The sequence below is a fragment of the Salinibacterium sp. M195 genome, from assembly GCF_019443965.1.
In the GTDB taxonomy this organism is placed as follows: domain Bacteria; phylum Actinomycetota; class Actinomycetes; order Actinomycetales; family Microbacteriaceae; genus Rhodoglobus.
The window spans coordinates 1,374,444-1,397,447 of sequence record NZ_CP040814.1; the positions used below are offsets into that span (position 1 = coordinate 1,374,444).

General features: G+C 59.4%; 22 protein-coding genes and 1 tRNA gene. 15 read left to right on the plus strand and 8 right to left on the minus strand.

The genetic code is table 11. The features are described from left to right. Positions 1-117 precede the first annotated feature (117 nt). Positions 118-2,937 carry a preprotein translocase subunit SecA gene (secA, locus tag FFT87_RS06560; protein WP_219950738.1) on the plus strand — a complete coding sequence of 940 codons (2,820 nt, stop codon included), beginning with the start codon at positions 118-120 and terminating at the stop codon, positions 2,935-2,937. Between the two features lie 156 nt (positions 2,938-3,093). Here secA and FFT87_RS06565 read toward each other — a convergent pair whose 3' ends face one another. Then, the gene (locus tag FFT87_RS06565; protein ID WP_219950508.1) at positions 3,094-3,582 is read right to left on the minus strand and encodes an Rv3235 family protein; all 489 of its coding nucleotides are present in this window, start codon (positions 3,580-3,582) and stop codon (positions 3,094-3,096) included. A gap of 150 nt (positions 3,583-3,732) precedes the next feature. On the opposite strand from FFT87_RS06565, the gene FFT87_RS06570 reads away from it, so the two are divergent. Beyond that, on the plus strand, positions 3,733-4,332 hold the full coding sequence (locus tag FFT87_RS06570) for a hypothetical protein (RefSeq protein ID WP_219950509.1): 600 nt from the start codon (positions 3,733-3,735) through the stop codon (positions 4,330-4,332). Between the two features lie 72 nt (positions 4,333-4,404). Here FFT87_RS06570 and FFT87_RS06575 read toward each other — a convergent pair whose 3' ends face one another. Then, on the minus strand, positions 4,405-4,686 hold the full coding sequence (locus FFT87_RS06575) for a helix-turn-helix domain-containing protein (RefSeq protein ID WP_219950510.1): 282 nt from the start codon (positions 4,684-4,686) through the stop codon (positions 4,405-4,407). A 119-nt stretch (positions 4,687-4,805) separates the two neighbouring features. On the opposite strand from FFT87_RS06575, the gene FFT87_RS06580 reads away from it, so the two are divergent. From FFT87_RS06580 to FFT87_RS06590, 3 genes are read left to right on the plus strand one after another with little or no spacing between them, the layout of a single operon-like run. After that, positions 4,806-5,453 (plus strand): hypothetical protein, encoded by a 648-nt coding sequence (locus FFT87_RS06580; protein WP_255560100.1) that lies wholly within the window; start codon positions 4,806-4,808, stop codon positions 5,451-5,453. 1 nt (position 5,454) lies between these two features. Then, positions 5,455-6,687 carry a regulator gene (locus FFT87_RS06585; RefSeq protein ID WP_219950512.1) on the plus strand — a complete coding sequence of 411 codons (1,233 nt, stop codon included), beginning with the start codon at positions 5,455-5,457 and terminating at the stop codon, positions 6,685-6,687. Between the two features lie 9 nt (positions 6,688-6,696). Beyond that, positions 6,697-8,196, plus strand: coding sequence for a sensor histidine kinase (locus FFT87_RS06590; RefSeq protein WP_219950513.1), 1,500 nt, complete (start codon positions 6,697-6,699; stop codon positions 8,194-8,196). 219 nt (positions 8,197-8,415) lie between these two features. Here FFT87_RS06590 and FFT87_RS06595 read toward each other — a convergent pair whose 3' ends face one another. Beyond that, positions 8,416-8,664 carry a WhiB family transcriptional regulator gene (locus FFT87_RS06595; RefSeq protein WP_009772809.1) on the minus strand — a complete coding sequence of 83 codons (249 nt, stop codon included), beginning with the start codon at positions 8,662-8,664 and terminating at the stop codon, positions 8,416-8,418. A gap of 222 nt (positions 8,665-8,886) precedes the next feature. Between FFT87_RS06595 and FFT87_RS06600 the strand changes: the two genes are divergently transcribed. After that, positions 8,887-9,267: a hypothetical protein gene (locus tag FFT87_RS06600; protein ID WP_255560101.1), complete on the plus strand. Its 381-nt coding sequence runs from the start codon at positions 8,887-8,889 to the stop codon at positions 9,265-9,267. Here FFT87_RS06600 and bcp read toward each other — a convergent pair. Next, on the minus strand, positions 9,264-9,743 hold the full coding sequence (bcp, locus tag FFT87_RS06605) for a thioredoxin-dependent thiol peroxidase (RefSeq protein ID WP_219950515.1): 480 nt from the start codon (positions 9,741-9,743) through the stop codon (positions 9,264-9,266). The two genes, FFT87_RS06600 and bcp, sit on opposite strands and share 4 nt — an antisense overlap. A gap of 71 nt (positions 9,744-9,814) precedes the next feature. Here bcp and FFT87_RS06610 point away from each other — a divergent pair. Next, positions 9,815-9,890, plus strand: a tRNA-Lys gene (locus FFT87_RS06610). A 106-nt stretch (positions 9,891-9,996) separates the two neighbouring features. Continuing rightward, positions 9,997-10,278, plus strand: a complete 282-nt coding sequence (locus FFT87_RS06615) for a hypothetical protein (protein ID WP_219950516.1) — start codon at positions 9,997-9,999, stop codon at positions 10,276-10,278. 167 nt (positions 10,279-10,445) lie between these two features. Here FFT87_RS06615 and FFT87_RS06620 read toward each other — a convergent pair whose 3' ends face one another. After that, on the minus strand, positions 10,446-10,853 hold the full coding sequence (locus FFT87_RS06620) for a DUF1573 domain-containing protein (protein ID WP_219950517.1): 408 nt from the start codon (positions 10,851-10,853) through the stop codon (positions 10,446-10,448). Positions 10,854-11,362: 509 nt separating this feature from the next. Between FFT87_RS06620 and FFT87_RS06625 the strand changes: the two genes are divergently transcribed. Continuing rightward, a complete protein-coding gene (locus FFT87_RS06625; protein WP_219950518.1) occupies positions 11,363-12,244 on the plus strand; it encodes a hypothetical protein in 882 nt (293 codons plus the stop codon). A 59-nt stretch (positions 12,245-12,303) separates the two neighbouring features. On the opposite strand, the gene FFT87_RS06630 is transcribed toward FFT87_RS06625, so the two are convergent. Next, entirely contained in the window at positions 12,304-12,951 is a 648-nt protein-coding gene (locus FFT87_RS06630) for a M23 family metallopeptidase (RefSeq protein ID WP_255560102.1), read from the minus strand. Between the two features lie 277 nt (positions 12,952-13,228). Between FFT87_RS06630 and FFT87_RS06635 the strand changes: the two genes are divergently transcribed. After that, positions 13,229-13,984 carry a gamma-glutamyl-gamma-aminobutyrate hydrolase family protein gene (locus FFT87_RS06635; RefSeq protein ID WP_219950519.1) on the plus strand — a complete coding sequence of 252 codons (756 nt, stop codon included), beginning with the start codon at positions 13,229-13,231 and terminating at the stop codon, positions 13,982-13,984. 41 nt (positions 13,985-14,025) lie between these two features. Here the strand turns inward: FFT87_RS06635 and FFT87_RS06640 are convergent, their stop codons facing one another. Continuing rightward, a complete protein-coding gene (locus tag FFT87_RS06640) occupies positions 14,026-14,217 on the minus strand; it encodes a hypothetical protein (RefSeq protein WP_219950520.1) in 192 nt (63 codons plus the stop codon). 147 nt (positions 14,218-14,364) lie between these two features. On the opposite strand from FFT87_RS06640, the gene FFT87_RS06645 reads away from it, so the two are divergent. The 3 genes from FFT87_RS06645 to FFT87_RS06655 are packed head-to-tail and all read left to right on the plus strand — an operon-like array spanning position 14,365 to position 19,610. After that, entirely contained in the window at positions 14,365-14,919 is a 555-nt protein-coding gene (locus tag FFT87_RS06645) for a TetR/AcrR family transcriptional regulator (RefSeq protein WP_219950521.1), read from the plus strand. Between the two features lie 54 nt (positions 14,920-14,973). Beyond that, on the plus strand, positions 14,974-17,877 hold the full coding sequence (locus FFT87_RS06650) for an MMPL family transporter (protein WP_219950522.1): 2,904 nt from the start codon (positions 14,974-14,976) through the stop codon (positions 17,875-17,877). Then, positions 17,874-19,610 carry a YhgE/Pip family protein gene (locus tag FFT87_RS06655; RefSeq protein ID WP_219950523.1) on the plus strand — a complete coding sequence of 579 codons (1,737 nt, stop codon included), beginning with the start codon at positions 17,874-17,876 and terminating at the stop codon, positions 19,608-19,610. Before FFT87_RS06650 ends, FFT87_RS06655 begins: the two co-directional genes overlap by 4 nt. Before the next feature lie 30 nt (positions 19,611-19,640). Here FFT87_RS06655 and FFT87_RS06660 read toward each other — a convergent pair whose 3' ends face one another. After that, positions 19,641-20,471, minus strand: coding sequence for a hypothetical protein (locus FFT87_RS06660; protein ID WP_219950524.1), 831 nt, complete (start codon positions 20,469-20,471; stop codon positions 19,641-19,643). Between the two features lie 202 nt (positions 20,472-20,673). Here FFT87_RS06660 and otsA point away from each other — a divergent pair, with 202 nt between their 5' ends. Next, on the plus strand, positions 20,674-22,185 hold the full coding sequence (gene otsA, locus FFT87_RS06665; RefSeq protein ID WP_219950525.1) for an alpha,alpha-trehalose-phosphate synthase (UDP-forming): 1,512 nt from the start codon (positions 20,674-20,676) through the stop codon (positions 22,183-22,185). Beyond that, positions 22,149-22,979: a trehalose-phosphatase gene (gene otsB, locus FFT87_RS06670; protein WP_219950526.1), complete on the plus strand. Its 831-nt coding sequence runs from the start codon at positions 22,149-22,151 to the stop codon at positions 22,977-22,979. Before otsA ends, otsB begins: the two co-directional genes overlap by 37 nt. The last annotated feature ends 25 nt before the right edge of the window (positions 22,980-23,004 follow it).

Here is a 23,004-nt window from a genome sequence, read left to right on the forward strand (position 1 = left end):
GTAACGCGGCTGTGCGCTGAATGCATGCACCGCGTTACCGTGACGTAGCGTCCACTAGTCGCGCTTCGTCGTGCAAGACCAGTGTCGGACCCGTCCGACAAGAAATGGGAGTATTCGGTGGCGAATCTTTTGGAACGCGCACTTCGTGTGGGCGAGGGGCGACTTCTTCGACGTCTGAAGAACTATGCGCACGCAGTCGATCAGCTAGAAGAAGACTTCAAGTCTTTGACTGACGACGAGCTCAAGAACGAGACCACTGAACTGCGTGAACGTTACGCGGCGGGCGAGTCGCTTGACGATCTGCTCCCAGAGGCATTTGCCGCAGTGCGCGAAGCGGCGAGCCGCACGCTGGGCATGCGCCACTTCAACGTTCAGGTCATGGGCGGTGCGGCCCTCCATCTTGGCAATATCGCTGAGATGAAAACCGGCGAGGGCAAGACCCTTGTCGCCACGTTGCCCGCCTACCTCAATGCGATTGCCGCTCAAGGTGTGCACGTTATTACCGTCAACGACTACTTGGCGAGTTATCAATCAGAGCTTATGGGGCGCGTCTTCCGTGCTCTCGGGATGACCACCGGATGTATCGTGTCCGGTCAGACTCCGCCCGAGCGCCGCGAACAGTATGCCGCCGACGTCACGTACGGCACCAATAACGAGTTCGGTTTTGACTACCTCCGCGACAACATGGCGTGGCAGGCCAGCGATATGGTGCAGCGCGGTCATTACTTTGCGGTGGTTGACGAAGTCGACTCGATCTTGATCGATGAGGCTCGCACCCCGTTGATTATTTCCGGCCCGTCGTCTGGTGAAGCGAACCGTTGGTTCACTGAGTTTGCCAATCTTTCCAAGAAGCTCGTCCCGGAGGTTGACTTCGAAGTTGACGAGAAGAAGCGCACCGTCGGTGTGCTTGAGCCTGGTATCGAAAAGGTTGAGGACTACCTCGGCATCGACAACCTGTACGAGTCGGCGAACACGCCGTTGATTTCATTCTTGAACAACTCGATCAAGGCTCGCGCCCTATTCAAGAAGGACAAGGATTACGTCGTGATGAACGGCGAGGTGCTGATCGTCGATGAGCACACTGGTCGCATCCTTCAAGGTCGTCGCTACAACGAGGGAATTCACCAAGCGATTGAGGCCAAAGAGGGCGTCGCCGTCAAGGCGGAGAACCAGACTCTCGCCACCGTCACGCTTCAGAACTACTTCCGCCTCTACAACAGGCTTTCAGGAATGACGGGTACGGCTGAAACCGAGGCTGCCGAGTTCATGTCCACCTACAAACTCGGTGTGGTGGCTATCCCTACGAACAAGCCGATGCAGCGCATCGACCAGGCTGACCTTATTTACAAGAACGAGCAGTCAAAGTTCGAACAGGTTGTTGCGGACATCGCTAAGCGGCACGAGCTAGGTCAGCCAGTTCTTGTGGGAACAACAAGCGTCGAGAAGAGCGAATTGCTTTCGCGGATGCTTGCCAAGAAGGGCGTCAAGCACGAAGTTTTGAATGCTAAGAACCACGCTCGCGAAGCGGCAATCGTCGCTCAAGCTGGGCGGCTTGGTTCCGTTACCGTCGCCACCAACATGGCTGGCCGTGGAACAGACGTCATGCTCGGCGGAAACGCCGAATTCTTGGCCGTCGCTGAGATGAACACTCGTGGCCTCAACCCCACGGAGACTCCTGATGACTACGAAGCAGCTTGGGATGACGTCTTCGCGAACGTCAAATCTGAGGTCGAAAAGGAAGCGAGAAAGGTAGTCGACGTCGGCGGCCTTTACGTTCTCGGCACTGAGCGTCACGAATCGCGCCGAATCGACAACCAGCTGCGAGGACGTTCCGGTCGACAGGGTGACCCTGGCGAGAGTCGTTTCTACCTGTCGCTTCAGGATGACTTGATGCGCCTGTTCAACAGCGGTGCAGCCGAAGCCCTAATGGGGCGTTCGACAGTTCCCGATGACTTGGCGATTGAATCCAAGGTCGTGAGCCGCGCCATCCGCAGTGCTCAGTCGCAAGTGGAGTCGCGTAACGCGGAAATTCGCAAGAATGTCCTCAAGTACGACGACGTCTTGAACCGCCAGCGTGAGGCGATCTACAGCGACCGCCGTCACATCCTCGAGGGCGACGACTTGAAGGATCGTGTTCAACACTTCTTGAAGGACGTCGTGACAGAAGTCGTCAATGTTCACACCGCAGAGGGTCATTCTGAGGATTGGGAATTCGACGCTCTCTGGACCGAACTCAAAACGATGTACCCCATCGGGATCTCCGTCGACGAAGTGCTCACTGAGGGTGGTTCACGCGGCAAGCTGACGAGCGCGTTCATTGCAGCCGAAATTAGTTCTGATGCCGAGATTGCCTACGAGCGTCGCGAGCAGCAGCTAGGTGAAACCGCGATGCGTGAGCTCGAGCGCCGCGTTGTTCTCAGCGTTATTGACCGTCGTTGGAGGGACCATCTTTACGAGATGGACTACCTCAAAGACGGAATCGGCCTGCGGGCAATGGCCCAGCGCGATCCGCTCATCGAGTACCAGCGAGAAGGCTTCGCCCTCTTCCAGACGATGATGGGTCAGATTCGGGAAGAGTCCGTTGGCTTCCTGTTCAACCTTGATGTCGAAGTTAGCGGTGGTGGCGAGGCCACGACCGTGCAGGCGCGGGGCTTGGAAGCGGGAACTGCACCGACCGCAGCACTGAGCTATTCGGCGCCAAGTGCCGACGCTGCCGGTGAAGTTGAGGTTCGCAACGAACGTGGTCAGGTTGAACGCGCGGCTACCGCGCGTGCTCAGCAGCGACAGTCTCAGCAGACTGCGCCGCAGCAGCCGCAACCAGCTCAGCAGCCTCAGGCGAGCGAGCGCGGAGCATTTGGGCAGCGAGCAGAGGGCGAAGCGCCCGAGGCTCCTCTCAACCGTTCACAGCGTCGCGCGCAGGAGAAGCGCAAGAAGTAGCGAGAACTCGAAAACGACGTATGCCCCCATCGCTCGGTCGATGGGGGCATACGTCGTTAAGCCGGGGCAGCGTCGCGCAAGCACCTTGGTGGTGTCGGGATGATGCCGCGGACGGGCTACGGCTTACAAGGACTGTTGCCTCGCTGGATTCGGTGCCTAAAGAACATTGATTGCCGTAGCTCGCCACCGTTTGTCGAGACCTTCGAGTCGAAGGGCCACCGCTCGAGTTCGTGCTCGCCCGCGCACGATGACCACAGCTTCGACAGCGCCATCCCGTGGTTCGCACAACCGGATCGAACCCATGGTGAAGCTCGGCCGTGTGACGGACTGCCCTTTCGCGCTGCGTGCACGGGCTGACAACACTGTGCGCTTGAGCAAGTGGCGGTAAACATCGTCGGTAACCCACCGAGCAATTTGTTCGAGATCGCGGGCGCCGGCCAGGACTTCAATTACGCAGCGGGTGAGGTTCTCTACCAGGGGTGCGGGATCGGGTAGCTCAGCGCTCGGGGTTGGCTGATGTCCGAAGAACTCGTCGGGGACGAAGCGCGGGCGGATGATTTTCGAAGGAAGTGTGCCAGTGCGCTGTCGCTGCTGCGGGGCAATTTCTGCAGTCGGCAGGGGCTTTCGGAGCGGCTCGGTACTCATGATCTCCCGGGTAAAAGGTCAAGACGGCGATGTATACCCCCATACGGGGGTAGACCACACTCAACCAGTACTTAGACCAATTGTCTATGACTAATTTTCAATTGTGGATAACATTGTTGGGCTCTGTTAGCTCGCCAGTACCGTCGCCCCATGCGCTGGGACAAACTCTTTGACGACCTTGAGAGTCAGCTTGAGAGCGAAATCACTGCTGATGATCTTGAGGTCGACGCCGAGGAAGAGCGTCTTCGACTTGGCCGACTGAGTCTTCGCGATCGCATCGTCGCGCTGCATGCCCGCAGTTCAGAACAGTCGCCGCTCACTCTGTCCGTTCTGCTGGTTACGGGCACGAAGGTCATCATCAGGCCGGCAATAATCGGCCGAGACTGGATGTCGGCAGACCTCGTCGATGACAGTGGTCGTCCGGCGCAATGCATCATTCCCTTCGCGGCGTTGGCGGGGATCTCCTTGGGGGCAGGGCACATCACGCCGAGCCTTGCGACGGTGCCGTCGAGTGGTCATCCGAGCCTGTCGCAGCGATTGAGCTTGAGTTACGTTTTGCGTGATTTGTGTCGACGTCGACGAGCCGTGTCCTTGCTGCTGATGGCCGGCGACGTACATGGAACCATTGACCGCGTTGGTCGAGATCACGTGGATATCGCTGTTCACGAGCGCGGGGCTGCGCGTCGTGAGTCCGCCGTCACTGAGTACCGGCTGGTGCCGTTCTCGAGCCTGGTGTTGGTGCGGCCGTAAGCTCGGCGAACCGGCCCGATGACGTCGTTGCGGAGTCTGGATCCCGAAAGTGCGGCTAGGACGCCGGAGGCTCTAACGCGTGCGTTTCCCGCCGAAGTTCACTTCGGTGACGGTGGAAATGTCAGATTGGTTCCACAGACTCATGCGACGGGTTTCTTCGTACAATGCTTCGATGTATGACTCGAGCACACTATTCTCGATGCGCCAGTGGCCTTTACTTCCGACTTTGATCGCGGGAAGTTCGCCCGAGCGCACCAAATCGAGGACTTCGTTTGGTGAGACGCTGAGCACTTCGGCAGTGTCGGCTAGGGTGAGGAATCGCCCAAGGCCGTCTGCTGGGTTGGTCGCGTTCATGATTCGATTATCCCCTTGCTCGCCTGAGAATGGGGCTGATGTGGATAACTCTCGCGCCACTTCAGGGCAGTAACGAACGATGGTGCAATGAACTTCACCCGACCCGTGGAACGCCTGCTGTGAACCGTAGTTCCGGTCGCACTCAGTCCCAAGCCCGTGCGCGAGCGTTCGCTCTCGACCCCCGACTGTCCATCGGCGTCGTGCTCGTGGTGGCATCGGTGGTTGGTGTTGTTTCGCTTGTGGCTACAGCAGACGACTCGATAGATGTCTATGCCGCGGCGTCACCGCTGACGCCAGGCGACCGCGTACTGAGCAGCGATCTTGTCATGCGCAGCGTGAAACTCAATGAATCGAGTGAGTTCTACATTGCCCGCGGAGACCTGCCTGCCGCCGGTTTTATTGCCACTCGGCCTATTGCAGAAGGAGAGCTCATTCCGGTGTCGTCGCTCGGCAGCCACGAGGGGCTCTCGTTGACTTCCGTTGTGCTTTCTCCCCAAGGTGGTCTCGCCGAAACGGTCGCCTCCGGGGCATCCGTGGATGTCTGGGCAAGCGCCGAGACAGAAGATGGCAACTTCGGAGCCCCGAGCGTCATCGTTGCGGGAGCGATTGTAGTGCGCCTTGTTGACGATGACTCGCTGGTCGCTTCGGCGCGGGGGAGCGCTCTCGAACTGCTCGTGCCGCGTTCGCGCGTTGCCCGATTGCTTGAGGCGATGGCTAATGGCGATGTGCTCTCGGTGATTCCCGCAAATCTTCCGGCGAAGGGCTGAGATGGTCACCTTCGCGCTGGCCATGCCAGTGAATCTTGAAGACCAGTTTGCCTTCGATGCTGTGCAGCACGGTCACGAAATTGTCGTGCGCGCGGTGAGTGCGCCAGAGCTTGCGTCTCGCATCGCGGGCGCTGAGGCGGATGTCGCGCTCGTCGCTTCAGAGTCGCGCTATCTCACCGATCGTCTCATTGCGGCCTGTGACCAGGCCGGAGTGAAACTCATTGCGGTTGCCAGCAGCGAGCGCGAGCAGCGCTACGCGAGCGACCTTGGGCTCTATGACATTGTGGAGGCAACCAGTGGCTGGTCAGCTGTGGATGCCGTGCTTGCTCACTCGCAGACGAATGCCGAGCCAGAATCTCTAACGCGCGGCACCCGCGGCCAAGTAATCGCGGTTTGGGGCCCGGGCGGCGCACCTGGTCGAACGTCTATCGCTATCGCTATCGCCGCCGAGTTGGCAGCGCTCGGTCATAGCGTCGCCCTTGCCGACGTCGATACTCACGGGGCGTCGGTGGCGCCAACTCTCGGAATGCTCGACGAGGCTCCCGGCTTTGCTGCAGCATGCCGTCTCGCCGGAACTGACACCCTGACGACTGAAGAACTGACACGTATCGGTCAACGATATGAATCACCGGTCGGCGGGTTCTGGGTGCTGACGGGGATCGGGCGACCTAGCCGCTGGCCCGAATTGTCTGCTGAGAAAGTCGGCACGGCGATCGCGCAGTGTCGACAATGGGTTGACTACACGGTGCTCGATACCAGTTCGAGTCTCGAAAATGATGAAGAAATCACCAGCGATCTCTTTGCACCGCGCCGCAACGCCGCTGCTGTTACTGCGGTGCGTGCTGCCGACCATGTGATCGCCGTCGGCGGCGCCGACCCCGTAGGGCTTTCGCGTTTCTTGCGGGCTCACGTTGATCTGCTCGAGACGGTTTCCACCCGCAGCGTGAGTGTAGTGATGAATAAAGTGCGGTCGACCGCGAGCGGGATGAACCCCCACGGCCAAATAACTCGCACGCTGTCGCGGTTCGGAGGAATCGAGCATCCGATTCTCGTTCCGCACGACCTTGTCGGCTTCGACGGCGCTGTGCTGAGTGGCAAAACATTGGTCGACGCGGCACCTCGTTCGCCAGCACGAGTCGCATTGCGCGACCTGGTCACCTCTCGTCTCGCGCCGCAAATTGCTGAACACGAGCCTCGCCGCCCTCTGTTCGGCAGGATGCTGGCGCGCAGGTAATCTGGAGGGGTGTCGACACTCAGTGATCTAGTTCAAGAGCAGGGCCGTTCAAGCGAGGCAGATATCGAATGGCTGCACATGCTCGTTGGAGATTGGCAGCTGCTCGCTGACCTCGCTTTTGCCGACATCGTGTTGTGGGTGCCAAGCGATGACAACCTCTTTGTGGCAGTTGCCCACGCGCGCCCCAGCAGCTCCGCGACGCTCTTCTATCGCGACTTTGTTGGCCAACAGGTCAAACCCGAGTGGCAGGCTCAGGTTACTGAGGCGTTCGAGACAGCGCGCATCGTTGATACTGCGGCACCGGCGTGGTACGAAGAAACCCCCACCAGAGTGCGTGCTGTCCCGGTGATGCGTCGGCTCAGCAGTGGTGGCAACGCGACAACCGAAACGCCCATCGCCGTGATCACTCGTCACACAAACTTAGGTGATGCTCGCACGCCGTCCCGGCAGGAGCTCACCTTCAACGGGTGCGCTAATGATCTCTTTGCGATGATCGCGGTTGGCGATTTTCCTGACATGGGAGCGCCAGCAGCACCGCGACGTGGCGCGCCCCGAGCATCCGATGGTCTCATTCGCTTGGATGTCGATGGTCTCGTCACTTTTGCCAGCCCGAATGCGCTGTCTGCGTTCAACCGCATTGGCTTCTCGGGGGAGCTGGAGGCGGAATCTCTCGCCGACGTCACCACAACGCTTATTGCCGGCCAGCCAGAAGTCGATGAATCGCTTCCGCTAGTCGTGACCGGTCGGGCGCCGTGGCGCACCGATATTGAAGCGCGCGGGGTGACGGTGTCGTTGCGCGCGATCCCGATTCGCGACCGCGGTGAACGTGTCGGTGCGATCGTGCTGTGCCGCGATGTCACTGAGGTTCGCCACCAGGAGCGAGAGCTCATCACGAAAGATGCAACCATCCGTGAAATTCACCATCGGGTGAAGAACAACTTGCAGACCGTTGCGTCACTGCTCAGGATTCAGGCCCGGAGAACTCACAGCGAGGTCGCACGTGAAGCTCTCGGGCAAGCAATGCGACGCGTGGCCGCAATTGCGGTTGTACACGACACCCTCTCGGAGGGCCTCAATCAGAACGTCGACTTCGACGTGGTGTTCGACCGTGTGCTGAAACTGATCGCCGAGGTCGCATCGAGTCACAACACCACGGTGCACCCGACATCCGTCGGGAGTTTCGGCGCACTTCCGAGCGAATACGCAACCCCGCTGGCACTGGCTCTGACCGAATTGGTGACAAACGCGGTTGAGCACGGGCTAGCTGGGCGTGCGGATGGAACGGTCGAGATCGATGCTCGACGCACCGCGGAGAAGCTGACCGTTCAAGTTCGAGACAACGGTGTCGGACTTGCTGAAGGGCGAGTGGGAGAGGGGCTTGGCACGCAGATCGTGCGAACCCTCATCCAAGGCGAGTTGAGTGGAACCATCGACTGGCACACGCTGATGGGCAGTGGCACCGAAGTGACTATCGATATTCCGCTGACCTGGCTCACCCGCGCTAAGTAGCACAAAAAGCTACGACGCAGAGCTAGTGAAAGCTCACGCGTCGTTATGCTGTAGCGCTCGTTCGAGGCTGTCGCCTGATTAGGGCTGGGCCGCGGCCGAGGCTCGGCGTGACTAGGGCAAGGCCCAAACAGCGCCGAAGCCCAGCCAGAGTCAAAGCCCAGCCAGAGTCAAAGCTCCGTCAGAGCCCAAGCTCCGTCAGGGGCCTAAAGTTTTGCGGTCTTAAGACGCGCGGCGTGCACGTGCTGCGCGACGCTTGAGGGCGCGGCGCTCGTCTTCGCTGAGGCCACCCCAGACGCCGGAGTCCTGGTTGGTCTCGAGTGCGTACTGGAGGCACATTTCGGTTACTGAGCAGCGGCCGCAGACGGCTTTTGCTTTTTCAATCTGGTCAACAGCCGGACCGGTGTTTCCTACCGGAAAGAAAAGCTCCGGGTCAGCAGTGAGGCATGCAGCGTTATCGCGCCAGTCCATAGTGTTGCTCCTTACAGTGTGTTGCGATGCTCGAGCGCACAAAAAATATGCCCTGATCGGCGTCGAGCTTGAGAAAGAAAGTGGGCCTCGCTCGCAACACTGGGAGCCAGAAATCAACCTCAACTAGAATCGCATATCGGCCTATGCAAAGCAATGGTTTTTCAGCGATTTAACGGGGAGCGAATGGTAGACGAACTTGTCCCAGATGAAAAACCGAGAAAGATGCATCCCAATCTGGTTGTTCTTGCTCTCATAATTTTTCTCGAAAGCGCCGTGCTCTTTGCCGCTCTTGGCTACCTGATATTCGAATTGAGCAGCGAGACTCCGCAGTCCTATCCCAGCGCGATTGCATTGAGCGTTCTGACGGCGCTCGCGGCCGTGTGGGTAGCCACGATCGGTGTCAATGTTCTGCGGAGTCAGGCGTGGATTCGTGGGGCAGCCGTAGTGTGGCAGGTGCTGCAGATCTCAGTGGCGATCGGTAGCTTCCAAGGCGTTTTTGCGCGCCCCGATATCGGCTGGCTTCTACTGATCCCGGCGATCGTCGTGCTCGCCCTGTTGTTTACGAAACCGGTACTGGCCGCAACCACGCGACGCGAAGGTTAGTCGAGCCCCAGTTTTTTGCGCAGTGAGGCGACGTGACCGGTGGCTTTGACGGCGTACAGGGGAAGAGTGATCGTGCCGGTTTCATCGATGACGAAAGTCGAGCGGATGACGCCAACAACCTGCTTACCGTAGAGGTTTTTTTCGCCCCAAGCTCCATACGCTTCGTGCACTGTGTGGTCGGGGTCGCTGAGCAGGGGAAAAGTGAGTGCTTCCTCCTCGCGAAACTTGGTGAGCTTCTCGGGAGTATCGCGCGAAACACCGAGCACGACATAGCCCTCTGACTGCAGGGACCCAAGCTGATCGCGGAAGTCGCAGGCTTGCGTCGTGCATCCGGGAGTCATCGCTGCTGGGTAGAAATACAGGATCACTTTCTTGCCAGAAAAATCGCCCAATGTCACCAGATTTCCGTCGTGATCAGGCAGAGAAAAGCCGGGTGCGGGGGTGCCTGAGGCAAGTCGAGTGGATTCCGTGGTCATTGTGCTCCTTAGTCGCTTTAACTCATGGTAACGTTGTTCCTCGGTTGCCCTGAGAGGGAAAACCAAGCCAAGCACCTCTAGCTCAATTGGCAGAGCAACTGACTCTTAATCAGTGGGTTCCCGGTTCAAGTCCGGGGAGGTGCACCAACGAAATGGCCCCGTGTCAGGTACTCCCTGAATCCGGGGCCATTTTATTTTCTGCTGTGCGCCGGGCTCGTTGCCCGTGCAGGGAGACTCATCTTTCGTTTCACCAGTGGCGGACGAGATGATCGTGCTCGGCTTCGATGCGAACTTCTGCGTCAGCGAGCAACAGCTCGAAGTCAGTGACCAGGATGTCGGCGATGTAGTCAGCGGCGCTCCTGCGGGCTTCTCGGGCTTCGACCCCCTCAGTGCCGCCAATCCGCCAAATGGCATCTACTGCGTCCGCTGCTGGCTTCTCAGCGTCGGTGTGACCCTCTTGCGTGCCATGGGTGCGAAGGTCCTCGGCAAATTGCCCCTGAAGTTCGTGTTCAGGTTGTTTTCCGTGGTGTCCTAATCCTCGGCAGTCGCTGTGGACACTGTTCAGAACTGTGCAGAGCTGTTCAGTCTCGGCCGCATAGATTGGGCTCGATCACGGACTCGGCGGTCACGCCGGCGCAGATGACCAACATGAGAGCGGCGATCGAAATCAACCCAGCAGCCCGTCGCCAATTTAGTTTCAGACTAGAAGCTGTACCTACTGCGTAGCCCGCGACGCTTCCCGTTTTTCCACCTAACAATGACCTTTCCGGTGGGTTGCTGGTCGGTGTTGCGGAACTCAAATTGGTGACGTTTGGTCTCGTCGGTGGTGATGGATCCCAGCTCGTGGGTCGAGCGTTTTCTCGATCTCGGTTTGACGGTCGCCACCACATCGAGGGCGAGGCCTTCACCTCGATTCAGCACACTCACGTTCAACAAATATTGGGGAACACCGCCGTCTGGCGTGCCAGATTTAGTATCGACCAATGAATACACCGTCAGGCGCATGTCAGGTTTGGGAGCGAGAGCGACCGAACGCACCAGTGCAATAACGCCGAAGAGGAGCGCTACTGCCGCGATCGCAGCAGGGATTGCATCGCGTGGAGTGGTCAAGAAATCTGCGAAAGGTGACGACCAAAAATCGTCAATCCAACGTAACCAATTGTTCGGGAAAAATGACACGCCGTTGAGCGTATCGACACCGTACTGACGCCGGTTGTTTCGGTCCACAGGCACTAGCTTGCGATCAGAACGGTGACGCCGACGTCGTCGAGTCGAGTGAGCAGCACATTCCGATGCTAGCGAGTGACGGTACTCGACGAAGCGGCGGGAATGCTAGCGGCGCCATGCGCGTCGGAAAGCGCGGTGATGAACCGACCCAGAATCGTCTCTTGTCCCCTTGACGGGGGGCATGGTACTTTGTGGGCAGTACTAGACCGCATCGCAGGCGGTCACCCCGAGAGTGCTAAAGAAGGTGAACCCCGAATCTCACCCCGCAGCGCGCCGTGCCCCCCGAAACTACACACGCGCTCGTACCCGCGACTGTGCCCGAACGCCAGTCACGACGATCTGGCTGCGTCCCGAAGCGCCGCGAGTGTCGTCCCTGAAGAAAGCTGCCCATCGTGTTGATGAAGAAGTTGCTGGTAGGTATTGCCTGTGTTGCTCTCACGAGCGGTGCGCTCCTCGGAGTAGCTGCTCCCACCTTTGCTGACGAAATTGCTGTGCCTGAGAACTCGTCCGATGCCGCAGCCTCATCACGGGCTCCTGAAATCAGCAGCCATTTCGTCGTGAAAATGGTCTGGGTTTGCCAGTTCACTTCGCGCGATAATTCGCCAACCGGATACGTTCTGCATGACGGTCCACAGCCAGCGAATCTCATCCTCGATGATCTCGGTAAGGATGTCAGCAGAACAGCAGACTTCGCCACGGCACGCGAGCTCAATGCCAGTCACCCGTCTTTCATCGTCGCTGACGACGATGTGGCTCTCTGTGCTTTTCCCGCAGAGACGGTGGATGACGACGTGGTGCCAGGGGAGGCAGAGACCTCTGAACTGGTGATGCCCGCCGTTACTTTCGCTCAATCCAGTTGTCGCGTCGCGGGTAGCTACTCCCTCGGCGTTGCCCCCGGTTTCGATCCTGCCCTCATCACCTTCACGGTGAACGGCGTCTCAGGGGTGCTCGCGGGAACGTACCCGGTTGATGCATCCGGCGTTGTGGCGGTGACAGCTCAGGCTGTCCAGCCGAATGGGCTGGAGTTCGCGTGGGTCGATCCGCCCGCATTTGGGTTCGTGATTCCTGATGACGGAGAGTGCGCCGAGGTCGGTTCTCACGGGCTGGCCACCGCATCCGGCGACCTGCCAACACTTGCTCTCGAAGCGCCGACGCTCGCGTACACGGGCGACGAGGGAGTTGCCCCGGTCTGGTGGTTGCTGCCCGCGGGCATGATTCTGCTCGGTGCGGCTGCGATCGCTGTGCGACGTCGCGCTCACGCTGAAGTGAGCTAAAAGCTCAGCGAGCCACTGGCGAGTTGTGGCGCACGAAGGTTGACCAGAAGCTGTCTGGCTTACGGCAACCACGGCATGGGGTCGACGCGCGTCTCGAAGACGTAGACCTCAAAGTGGAGGTGCGGGACCGTTGAGTAACCCGTGCTTCCGACGGAGCCGAGTGGGGTGCCTGCGGTAACCCATTGTCCGGCGGAGACGAGCTGCGAGCCTTCGATCATGTGGGCGTAGAGCGTCTTAATGCCATTGCCGTGATCGATGATGACGTGACGGCCCCATCCGCCACCATCGGTAACGCTCTCAACGGTGCCGGGTGAAGCCGCGATGATCGAGGAACCCTCAGCGGCCATGATGTCAATCCCGCCGTGGAACTCGCTACCGCGGTAGCCGAAACCGTCATTGATCGGCCCGTCAGCCGGGAACAGCTCGAGGAGACCGCTGATGCCGGCGGCCGTGACGGTTACCTGCTGCTGTACCTGTTCGACATCGTAGGAGTCGCGAACGATGGGAGCGGCGGCACCGTTTGCGGGTGACGCGAAAGTCTGAACGTTGTCGTCGGGAGCTGCGCCGGTGGCCGCTAACGTGTTGGCGGCAGGAGGGGCGGCTTCAGCGACAAGCACCGAGTCGTTGGCGGGCGCAATTATTGCTGCGGGTACGGTGCCGCCGATGAGGAGCGCCCCGATGGCGAGCATAGTAATTAGTCGTTTCAACAGCGTTCCTTGGTTTGGGGCAGGGTGTATTGGCTGAGAAACGACGATCAATCTCGGGAGACTTCACGCTCAGATACGTTTGAGCGACGGGGGGAAGCCGAATTGGTGCGAACCGCAGCACACTGGCCGAAACCGCTTCGATGCGGTTAGACGGGCGAGTAAGTAACCAAAAATAACGCAGATTCCTGAGAACCACTCTCAGGAAGCGGACTTTGCCAGCCGTTAGACGATATCCTTTGGCCACAAACGTTTTAGTTCTTCGAGGGAGAGGAGTCGCATGGGCACCAGTTCGCGGCCAGTAATCGGGCTCACGTCATATCTCGAGCAGGCCCAAACCGGCGTCTGGGATCTTCCCGCGTCATTCCTTCCCAAGATCTATTTTGAAGCAGTGACGGATGCCGGTGGCATCGCCGTTCTGTTGCCGCCGCAGCCGGTAGATTCCGAGATCGCTGCCTCGATCGTCCACGGTCTTGACGGGTTGATTTTGACGGGCGGCAAAGACGTTGACTCGGCGCGATATGGCCAGGAAGCGCATCCGACAGCTGATGTGCCGCGCAAGGATCGTGACGCGTTCGAAGACGCTCTCTTGCAGGCTGCCATCGAGGCGAACGTTCCCTTCCTCGGGATCTGCCGCGGCGCCCAAATGCTCAACGTGACACTCGGGGGAACCATCATTCAGCATCTCCCCGATGTGATCGGTTCCACTCGCTACAGCGCCGGGGGAGGGACTTTCTTGGTCAACGAAGTCGAGGTTGAGCGCGACACCACGCTTTCTGCGCTCCTGGGTGGTGACGACAGCATTGCGGTGAAGTCGTACCACCATCAGGCGATTGACCGTCTCGCTGACGGTCTCATCGTTTCTGGTCGCGGAGACGATGGCGTCATTCAGGCCGTCGAATTGCCGAGCGTCGACTTTGGGGTTGCGGTGCAGTGGCACCCCGAAGAGGACGCCAAGCAGGACCTTCGTCTCTTTGAGGGCGTTGTCGAGGCTGCCGCTCGCTATCGCGCGAAACGCTTGGATCTCGTCGGCTAAGCCCGCAGGTTCAACTCACCTCGAGCGCGTGTGACGGCCCGTTATTCTTCGAGGTCGTAGGAGTCTTGGGCTTGTTTGGCGATGGTGCCGGCAGCGATAGCGATGGTGAGTCCCCAGCTGATCCACATGAGGATGAGACGCCAGTCGCGGGGGCCCTCTTTCGTGGTTTGAAAGATGCTCCAACCACCGGCGATCGCGCTGAGGAGACTGCCGTTGAACAGGTACTTGCGCATTATGCCTCCGTGGGTTGTGCAGCGATCGGTGCGTTAAGGCTAGCGTGCCAGACGGATTGCTGCCAGCGAGGAGCGCGTGTGCTGAAGATGCGCTGTGAAGCGTGACCACATGATCAGTCTGACCGATCGGTCAGCTAGACTCCCGTGGTGTCCAGTCATGAAGAACTCCAGCGAGTTGCGCTCGTCGAATTCGCCGCCGCCGGCTATACGGCAACCTCGATTCAGCGGATTGGTGAGCTTGCAGGGCTGTCGAAATCAAGCGTGCTCTACCATTTCGCGTCAAAAGAGGCACTGCTTGAAGCCGCTGTAATGCCAGCAATTGAGCGCCTAGAGGAGCTCGTGGCGGAGCTTGAAGCACGTGGACTTTCTCCCGAGTACCGTTTCATCTTTCTGGAACAGTTCGTCGACTTTATCTTTGACTTTCGCCAAGAAGTGCACCTGTTCATTAACCAAGGGCCATCATTGCGCGAGCTGACCGTGATCGAACGTGCCAACACGATCGTGCGCACCCTTGCGCAATTCTTCTCCTCAGCCACAGCACACCCACACGACAAGATGCGGTTCGGAATTGCTCTCGGTGGTTCGGCATACATGTTGTGCACTTCAGACAATCTCGCGCTGCCGCTCGAATCCAACGACGACACCAAACACGCCCTCATCACGATCATGAGCGAGCTTCTCGCTCCCATCAACAACGACTAACTTTCCCGCGCTAAACGATCTTCACCAGCGCACACCCCAAGAACCGGAGCATCCGTGGCAATCCTTCTCTATCGGCTCGGACGATTCTCGTTTCGCCATTCATGGCGCGTGCTCATCGTCTGGATCCTCCTTGTTGGCGGAACGCTCGGAGCCGGCATCGCCCTCGGTGGCGAGACTCAAGAGTCGTTCGAGATCCCGGGCACGGAGTCGCAAACTGCGCTTGACAGACTCGAAGCAGTCTTTCCTTCAGAAGCGGGCGCGGCAGCGACGGCGGTCATCGTCGACGAAGACGGATCGCGGGTCGAAGATTCCGAAGCAACAATCGAGCGCATCACCTCGGCCATCGATCGCATCAGCGGCATCGACTCTGCGGTGAGCCCTTTCAGCGAGTTCGCGGGCAAAGCGATTTCGGATGACCACAGCATGGCGATCATCCGTGTGCAATTTGATGGTGTCGGAACCGACGTCACCGAGGCGACTCTCGAAGACCTCGTTGCGACGGCGGCGATTGGCGAGGATGCGGGCCTGCGGGTCGAGTTCGGTGGCCAAGTATTTCAAGACACCTCCTTTGGCATCACCGTCACTGAAGTTGTCGGCGTCGTCTTTGCCGCCCTCGTGCTCGTGATCACTTTCGGTTCGTTGCTCGCCGCCGGAATGCCGCTCCTGAGCGCATTGCTGGGCGTCGGAATCGTAATGGGGCTCATCACGACGCTCTCAGCATTTACGACGGTCTCGAGTTCTGCTCCGCTGCTCGCACTCATGATTGGCCTTGCCGTCGGAATCGACTACGCGCTGTTTATCGTGTCGAGGCATCGAGCGCAGCTGGCTCAAGGGGAGGAGCCTGAGGAGTCAGCGGCGATGGCGGTTGGCACGGCCGGAAGTGCCGTCGTTTTCGCCGGAGTCACTGTGATTATTGCGCTGCTCGGCTTGCTCGTTGTCGGGATTCCTTTCTTGAGCGTGATGGGTATCGGTGCTGCGGTCGCGGTCTTTATTGCGATGGGTGTCGCTACCACCCTGCTGCCGGCCCTTCTCGGCTTAGCCGGATCGCGACTGATCCCGAAGCCTGGATCGCGCACTCACCGTCGTTTCACCGTGCACGGCAATGAGAGCAAGACGATGGGTGCCCGCTGGGTACGGGGAGTTACCAGACACCCCTGGCTTGCGACCATTGCGGTCGTTGCCGTTCTGGGCACGCTCGCGATTCCCGCAGCGAGCCTTCAGTTGAGTCTCCCCGACGGCGGTTCTGAGCCCGCTGGTTCTACTCAGCGCGAAGCCTACGATCTTGTCAATAAAGGATTCGGCCCCGGCTACAACGGGCCGCTTGTCGTCGCTCTCGACATCACGCAAACCATCGACATTCAGGATGACCTCGAGTCGATCGCCGCTGACCTTGCGGAACTTGACGACGTTGACTTCGTTTCACAAGGGTTCCCTGATGACGGGCTCGACACGGCGATCATTCAGGTCACCCCGACGAGTGCACCAGACTCCGAAGACACCAAAGCGCTGGTGCAAACCATCCGTGATCTCGCTCCTGAGATTGAACGCAAGTACGACATCCAAGCATTCGTCACCGGAACTACGGCGGTGGGCATCGATATCTCGAACCGACTGAGCAACGCTCTGGTGCCGTTCGGCGTGATCGTTGTTGGGCTGTCGATTCTGTTGCTCATGATGGTCTTCCGGTCGGTTCTTGTTCCGCTGAAGGCCGCGGCAGGCTTCTTGCTCTCTGTTGTGGCGTCATTCGGCGTGGTCGTTGCAGTGTTTCAGTGGGGGTGGTTCGGCGACATCATTGGTGTGGAGAATCCGGGCCCGATTCTGAGCTTCATGCCGATTCTGCTGATGGCGGTGCTCTTCGGCCTCGCGATGGACTACGAAGTCTTCTTGGTTTCTGGCATGCGCGAAGAATTCGTAAAAACACGTGATGCTGCCTCCTCGGTGCGTCACGGTTTTGCGAGCAGCGCGCGTGTCGTCACTGCGGCTGCTCTCATCATGTTCTTTGTGTTTTTCGCCTTCGTGCCCGAGGGCAGCGGAACGATCAAACCCATCGCCCTTGGCCTCGCAGTCGGTATCGCTTTTGACGCATTCTTGGTGCGGATGACGCTAGTGCCAGCCCTGATGGCTCTCTTTGGCAATGCAGCATGGTGGCTTCCGGCGTGGCTGAGTCGCCTGCTCCCCAACGTAGACATCGAGGGCGAGCAGTTGCGCGAACACCGCCACGAGCTCGAGTGGGCCGAAACTCAGCCCGAGTTCTCAATGAGTTCTGAATACTTGGTTGTTGGAGATTCGGAGTATTCCCTCGCCCCGATTTCCCTCGCGATTCCTTCCGGAGCGTTGGTGCTCGCTTCTGGCGAGCGTCGCGACCGTCGCATAATGGGCGCGACCCTCATCGGGGTGCTGCCACCGGTTTCGGGCAAGGTGCAGGTTGCCGGGTTCCCCCTTCCCTCACACGCAGCCCACGTGAATAAGGCGGTGGCGCTTGCCGAGATAGGCGGGTCGCCATATAGCGACGGCCCGGCATCCATGGGGGCAATCCTGCGAGAACGCCTTGAGATGACGCAACCGGTGCGCAGTAGTCTGCGCACTTCGGCACGAGTGCGTGACTGGATTCACCAGGCAGATCACGTGCTTTCCGAAGTAACAGCGCGCCGCACGGTACGGCTGACGGAAACAACGAACATCAGTGCGCTGCCTCAACTGGAACGTGCTGTCGCTCTAGCGGCTATCGCGCTCGCCGAAGGCACCAGGATTGTGTTTTTCGATCGCTTCGATCAGTTCGCTTCTGAAGAAGACGAGGTTGCTTTTCTGACCGCCGTCGGTCGACTTGCGGATGCGACAACAACCATCATCGTCGGTACAGGTTCGCCCGTGACCGTCGCCAGTTCGATCGATCGCGGAGAACGCCCAGTGATGCTTGTAGACCTTTACCTCGTCGCCCCGGAAGGACTTCTTCGATGAGCGCTTCATACCCTTCGGCCCTGCCTCAGAAGCGGTGGCTGACCACTCTCGGTTTCGTCGCTGTTGCGCTGATTCCTCTAGCCTTCACCGGATTGTTCGTTGCGGCGGTGGGGACTGGCGATAGCGCCATCGACAACATCCCGGTCGCTCTCGTCAACAACGATGAAATTCAGACCACCACAGACCTCGACGGCGAAGAGCAGATCATCTTTGCCGGCCGCCAACTGGTAACAGAGCTAACCGGTGCTGACGGCTTCGACTGGACGATCACCAATTCGGATGATGCCGAAGCGGCACTCGACCGGGGAGATGTCTATGCGATCCTGACCGTGCCGCACGAGTTCTCAGAGTCGATTCTGTCGCTCTCCACCGACGCCCCAGCACAGGCACAGATTTCAATCCGCACGGATGACTCACACAGTTACCTCACTGGCTCGGTCGCCCAGGTAGTCGGACAATCGATGACGGACACCTTTGGTCGCGCCATCACGTCGCAATATATTGATGGCATTTACGCCAGCTTCGGCGAGCTGGGCGGCGCACTCTCCGACGCCGCAGCTGGCGCATCGGAACTGTCGGATGGTGCCCAAGATTTCTCCGGTGGTCTCACGACCTATACGGCGGGCGTTGATTCGCTCGCCTCTGGGCTCGACGAGCTCAGCTACGGCGCCGGAGGCCTTTCGGGGCTCACTGCCGGGGTGGGGGAGTACACCTCGAGCATCTCGCAGCTTTCGTCGACTCTGGCCGCCATCAACCCGGCGATTCAGGCGCAGCTAACAGACCCGCAACTCAAGGGCACCCTCCAAGCCGTCGTTGACGGCCTCGGCCAAGCAGCGGCAGGCGGGGGCACGCTCACCTCTCAGACTGCTGACGCTGTTGGCGGTATTCAGTACGGAATCTCTCAGAGCGCTCAGGGCGCCTCCCAGCTGTCCTCGGGGTCGGCCGCTCTCACCTCTGGTGCGAACGGCATTTCGGCCGGTGCCGCTGAGTTGGCGACGGGGCTTACCGACGGTGCCGCACTGGTGCCGACGAGCGATGCAGATGGTGCCAGCGCTAACGCCGACATCGTGGCCGAGCCGGTGACGCTGTCGGTGAGCACCGATAACGAAGTGAGCGAACCGGCTCAGGCGATTGCCACATTCTTTATTCCGCTCGGACTCTGGCTAGGGGCGCTCGCGGTCTTCTTGGTTCTGAGTCTGCCGTCGTTCCGCTCGTTGTCATCCACGGCGACGGATGCACGAATTGTTGCATCGACGCTGGTGCGAGCATCGCTGCTGACCGCAGTTCAAGCGGTTCTACTTGTCATCCTTCTGCATGCCGGCGTTGGGGTTAGTTGGGCGTTATTGCCGGCTACGGCGGGATTCGCTTTGCTGACGGCGATCTCGTTCGCCGCATTCCATTACTTCTTGACGGCGGCGCTTGGGCGAGGGGGACTAGTGATTTCACTTTTCCTGTTGGCGATTCAGCTCACCTCGACTGGCGGGATCTATCCGATAGAAACGCTGGCGGCGCCGTTCCAGATGGTGAGTCCATTCCTGCCGCTGACGTACGCGGTCGAGGGCATGTACGTGATTCTGTCTGGCGGGAACGCTCAGCCTGCGATCACCGCGGCGATCGCCTTGCTCGCCCTTGCGGTCGTGAGCGTTGCGCTCTCGGTATTAGCCGTGAAGCGGATACGCAAATCGACCGCGTCAGGAGCAGTCCTGGCCGCGGCCGATTCCCGACCGCTCTAAGCCGAGCGGGAGGGTGCGTCGAGTAGATAACTAGTTGAAGAGACCTTCACGGATGGTTTCGCGCAACTCGACTAGTTCGGGGTAGTCCTCGAAGAAGCGCAGCTTCTGGTCGACGATGCGGTCGCCGTCAGCGAGTTCGTCGGCAAGTACCCATTCTGCGAAGACCTCAGCGGCATCTTCGCTGGGGATCGTCGCGGCGTAGTCGGTGACGAATTCGACGGGCGTGTAGCGCGCTTCCTTGTCTTCTTCAGTTTCGGCGTCGAACTCGGCAAGGCTGAAGTCGGGCCAGAATTCGGTGTAGAAGGCGAAGAGGTACGAGTCATCGAACGGGCATCCATCAGCTTCGGAGTACACGGGGCAATCGTCGACGGTGGACTCGTCCTTGGGGATCTGGTCTTCACGCAGAGTAAGAAGGTGAGCGAATTCGTGAATCATGGTGCGGTCGAGAACATCGGGTTCAACCGAGCCGCTGGTATCGAGAGCGAGGTAGGTTTCGCCTTCTGCAACGCCGTTAGGCTGCATCGCGCCATCGGTTCCGCCGGACTTGTCGGCGTCAATGGCCACGAACATGGTGATCTCGGGATGGAGCTCGGCGGGAAACAGTTCGTTGAAACGGTCCCAGACTGCAGCCTGATCTTCGGGAGCATCGCCAAGGAGCTCGCTGCCGTCGACGTCGTACGTTCCGAGCACGTGGAGGGTGTCATCGTTCACCGCAGCGAGGTCGATCTCAGCCATCGCGGTCTCGTCGACACCGTCGTCAGCGGGGGCGGCAGCAGCGCAACCGCTCAGGGTGAGCGCAAGCAGCGTGACAGCACCCACCAGAACGGTGGTTGGCGTGGCGCGGACAGGGGAGAAGGTCACTGAGGCCTCTTTCGATTCGGGCTATCCGCGAGTCGTGCCGATGGGCACGTTCGCACCCGCAAGGCGTGGGCGAAATTGATCTTATAGCGCGCTGTGATGCTGCTTTGGCCCAGTTGCGTCTCAGTTCTGTCACAAAAAAGTAATGGTGCCGAAACGAAATGCTCGGGTGACATACGCGACCCGCTGGTAAAGTTGCTGGATTATGGAAGCTCACAAGAATTCTTCCCATTCGGAGTACGATTTCGTCGTCGTTTCCAACCGGCTTCCGGTCGATTGCGTCGTCGAAGATGATGGATCGCTCACGTGGCGGCGTTCGCCAGGCGGACTTGTTACTGCGCTCGAGCCGGTCATGAAGGCTGCCGACGGTGCTTGGGTTGGCTGGGCGGGGCGGCCTGATCTCGAGGTTGAGCCGTTCCACAACGAAGGCATCCAGATCATCCCGGTTCCTCTCAGCTCTCAAGACATCGAGGAGTACTACGAGGGATTCAGCAATGACACCCTCTGGCCGCTTTACCACGATGTGATTGCGCCGCCGGCTTATCACCGTGAGTGGTGGGACGACTATGTTGTCGTCAATCAGCGGTTCGCGGATGCCGCGGCGGCGATCAGCGCCGACGGTGCTGTTGTGTGGGTGCAGGATTACCAGCTGCAGCTCGTGCCGCGCATGTTGCGGGAGATGCGGCCTGATCTGACGATCGGGTTCTTCAATCACATTCCCTTTCCGCCGTATGGAATCTTCGCCCAGTTGCCATGGCGCACACAGATCATTGAGGGCATGCTCGGTGCTGACGTTGTTGGCTTCCAACGGTCAGATGATGCATCCAATTTTTCGGCGGCCGTTCGACGTCTCACGAACTATCCGACAAAGAACCCCGCCATCGAGGTCACGATTGAGGGCCAGCCGACGCGTCGCGTTGTGGCGAAGTCGTTCCCGATTTCGATTGATTCCCGCAGCTTTGAAGAGCTTGCTCGTGAGCCGGCGATCCAACAGCGTGCGCGCGATATTCGCAAGGGACTTGGTAACCCGAAGACGATCATGCTTGGTGTCGACCGCCTTGACTACACCAAGGGCATCCGTCACCGCTTAAAGGCGTACGGCGAACTCTTGAGTAATGGATCGATCGAAGTTGGCGACGTTGCACTCATTCAGGTCGCAAGCCCGAGTCGTGAACGCGTTGAGGCGTACATGCACTTGCGCGATGAGATCGAACTGACCGTTGGCCGTATCAATGGCCAATTCAGCACGTTGAGTCATTCGCCGATCAGTTACCTGCACCAGGGGTTCCCCAGGGAGGAAATGGTTGCGCTGTACTTGGCTGCTGACGTGCTGCTGGTTACGGCGTTGCGCGACGGTATGAATCTGGTGGCAAAAGAATATGCCGCGAGCCGATTCGACAACGACGGTGTGCTTATTCTGAGCGAGTTTGCTGGTGCTTCGGAAGAGCTTCGCAAGTCGCTCCTCGTGAACCCCCATGACATCGACGGTTTGAAGGAAGCCATGATGAAGGCAATCAACATGCCGAAGGCTGACCGGGCCACTCGGATGCGGTCAATGCGTAAGCGTGTTCTCGAACACGATGTTGCGCGCTGGTCGAATGCGTTCCTCAAGAACTTGGCCGCCACTCGCTCTGACCGTCACCGTCGAATTGCGCCGCTCGAAATGGCCGAAGAGGTCGAGTGGACGATCGAACGCAAACGAGTAAGAAAGCCGTGAGCTACTCAAGCGCAGCAGAAATTGAGGCGGCCATTGACCGCCTCGTCTCCGTACCTCAGCTCTTGATTGCTCTCGACTTCGATGGCACATTGGCTCCTGAAGTTGATGACCCGCTTGAGGCCCGCGCACTTCCCGAAGCTCAAGCGCAGTTGCTGCGGATGCTCGAACTCACCGACACTCGCTTAGCTCTGGTTTCGGGCCGAGCTCTCGACAGCCTTAGCCATGTCGCGCATCTCGGCGATCGGGTGCTTCTCGGCGGATCGCACGGGCTCGAATATCGGCTCGACGATGGTGACTCGGTGTTGCCGATGAGCGACGACGATGCGAAGGCGCTCGCGAAGCTTGACGCGCTCATGCATGAGCTTGCCGACAGTGCCGATGGCGCGTGGGTTGAGTTGAAGCCGGCGGGGCGCGCTTTGCACGTGCGGTTGTCGAGTGCTAACGATGCTGAGCGGTTGGTTGCAGAGACTCTGGCCGGGGTGGAGGCAGAGATTCCGGGGCTGACCACCCGAATTGGCAAGAACGTTGTCGAGTTTGCGATCCACTCTGCCGATAAGGGCGATGCGATCGAGCGGTTGCGTGACTATGTGGGTGCCGATGCGGTTTTCTTTGCCGGCGATGACACCACGGACGAGGACGCGATCGTTGCGTTGGGCCCAAACGATCTCGGTGTTCGCGTGGGGGATGCGCCTTCTGCCGCTCAACTTCGAGTCGCGGGAACACGGCAAATCGCTGAGCTTCTCATGATGCTCGCCGACCGCCGTGAGGCTGCAGTGGCGGCTCGGACAAACTGAGGTTTCGCAAAGCCCTAAACTCGAA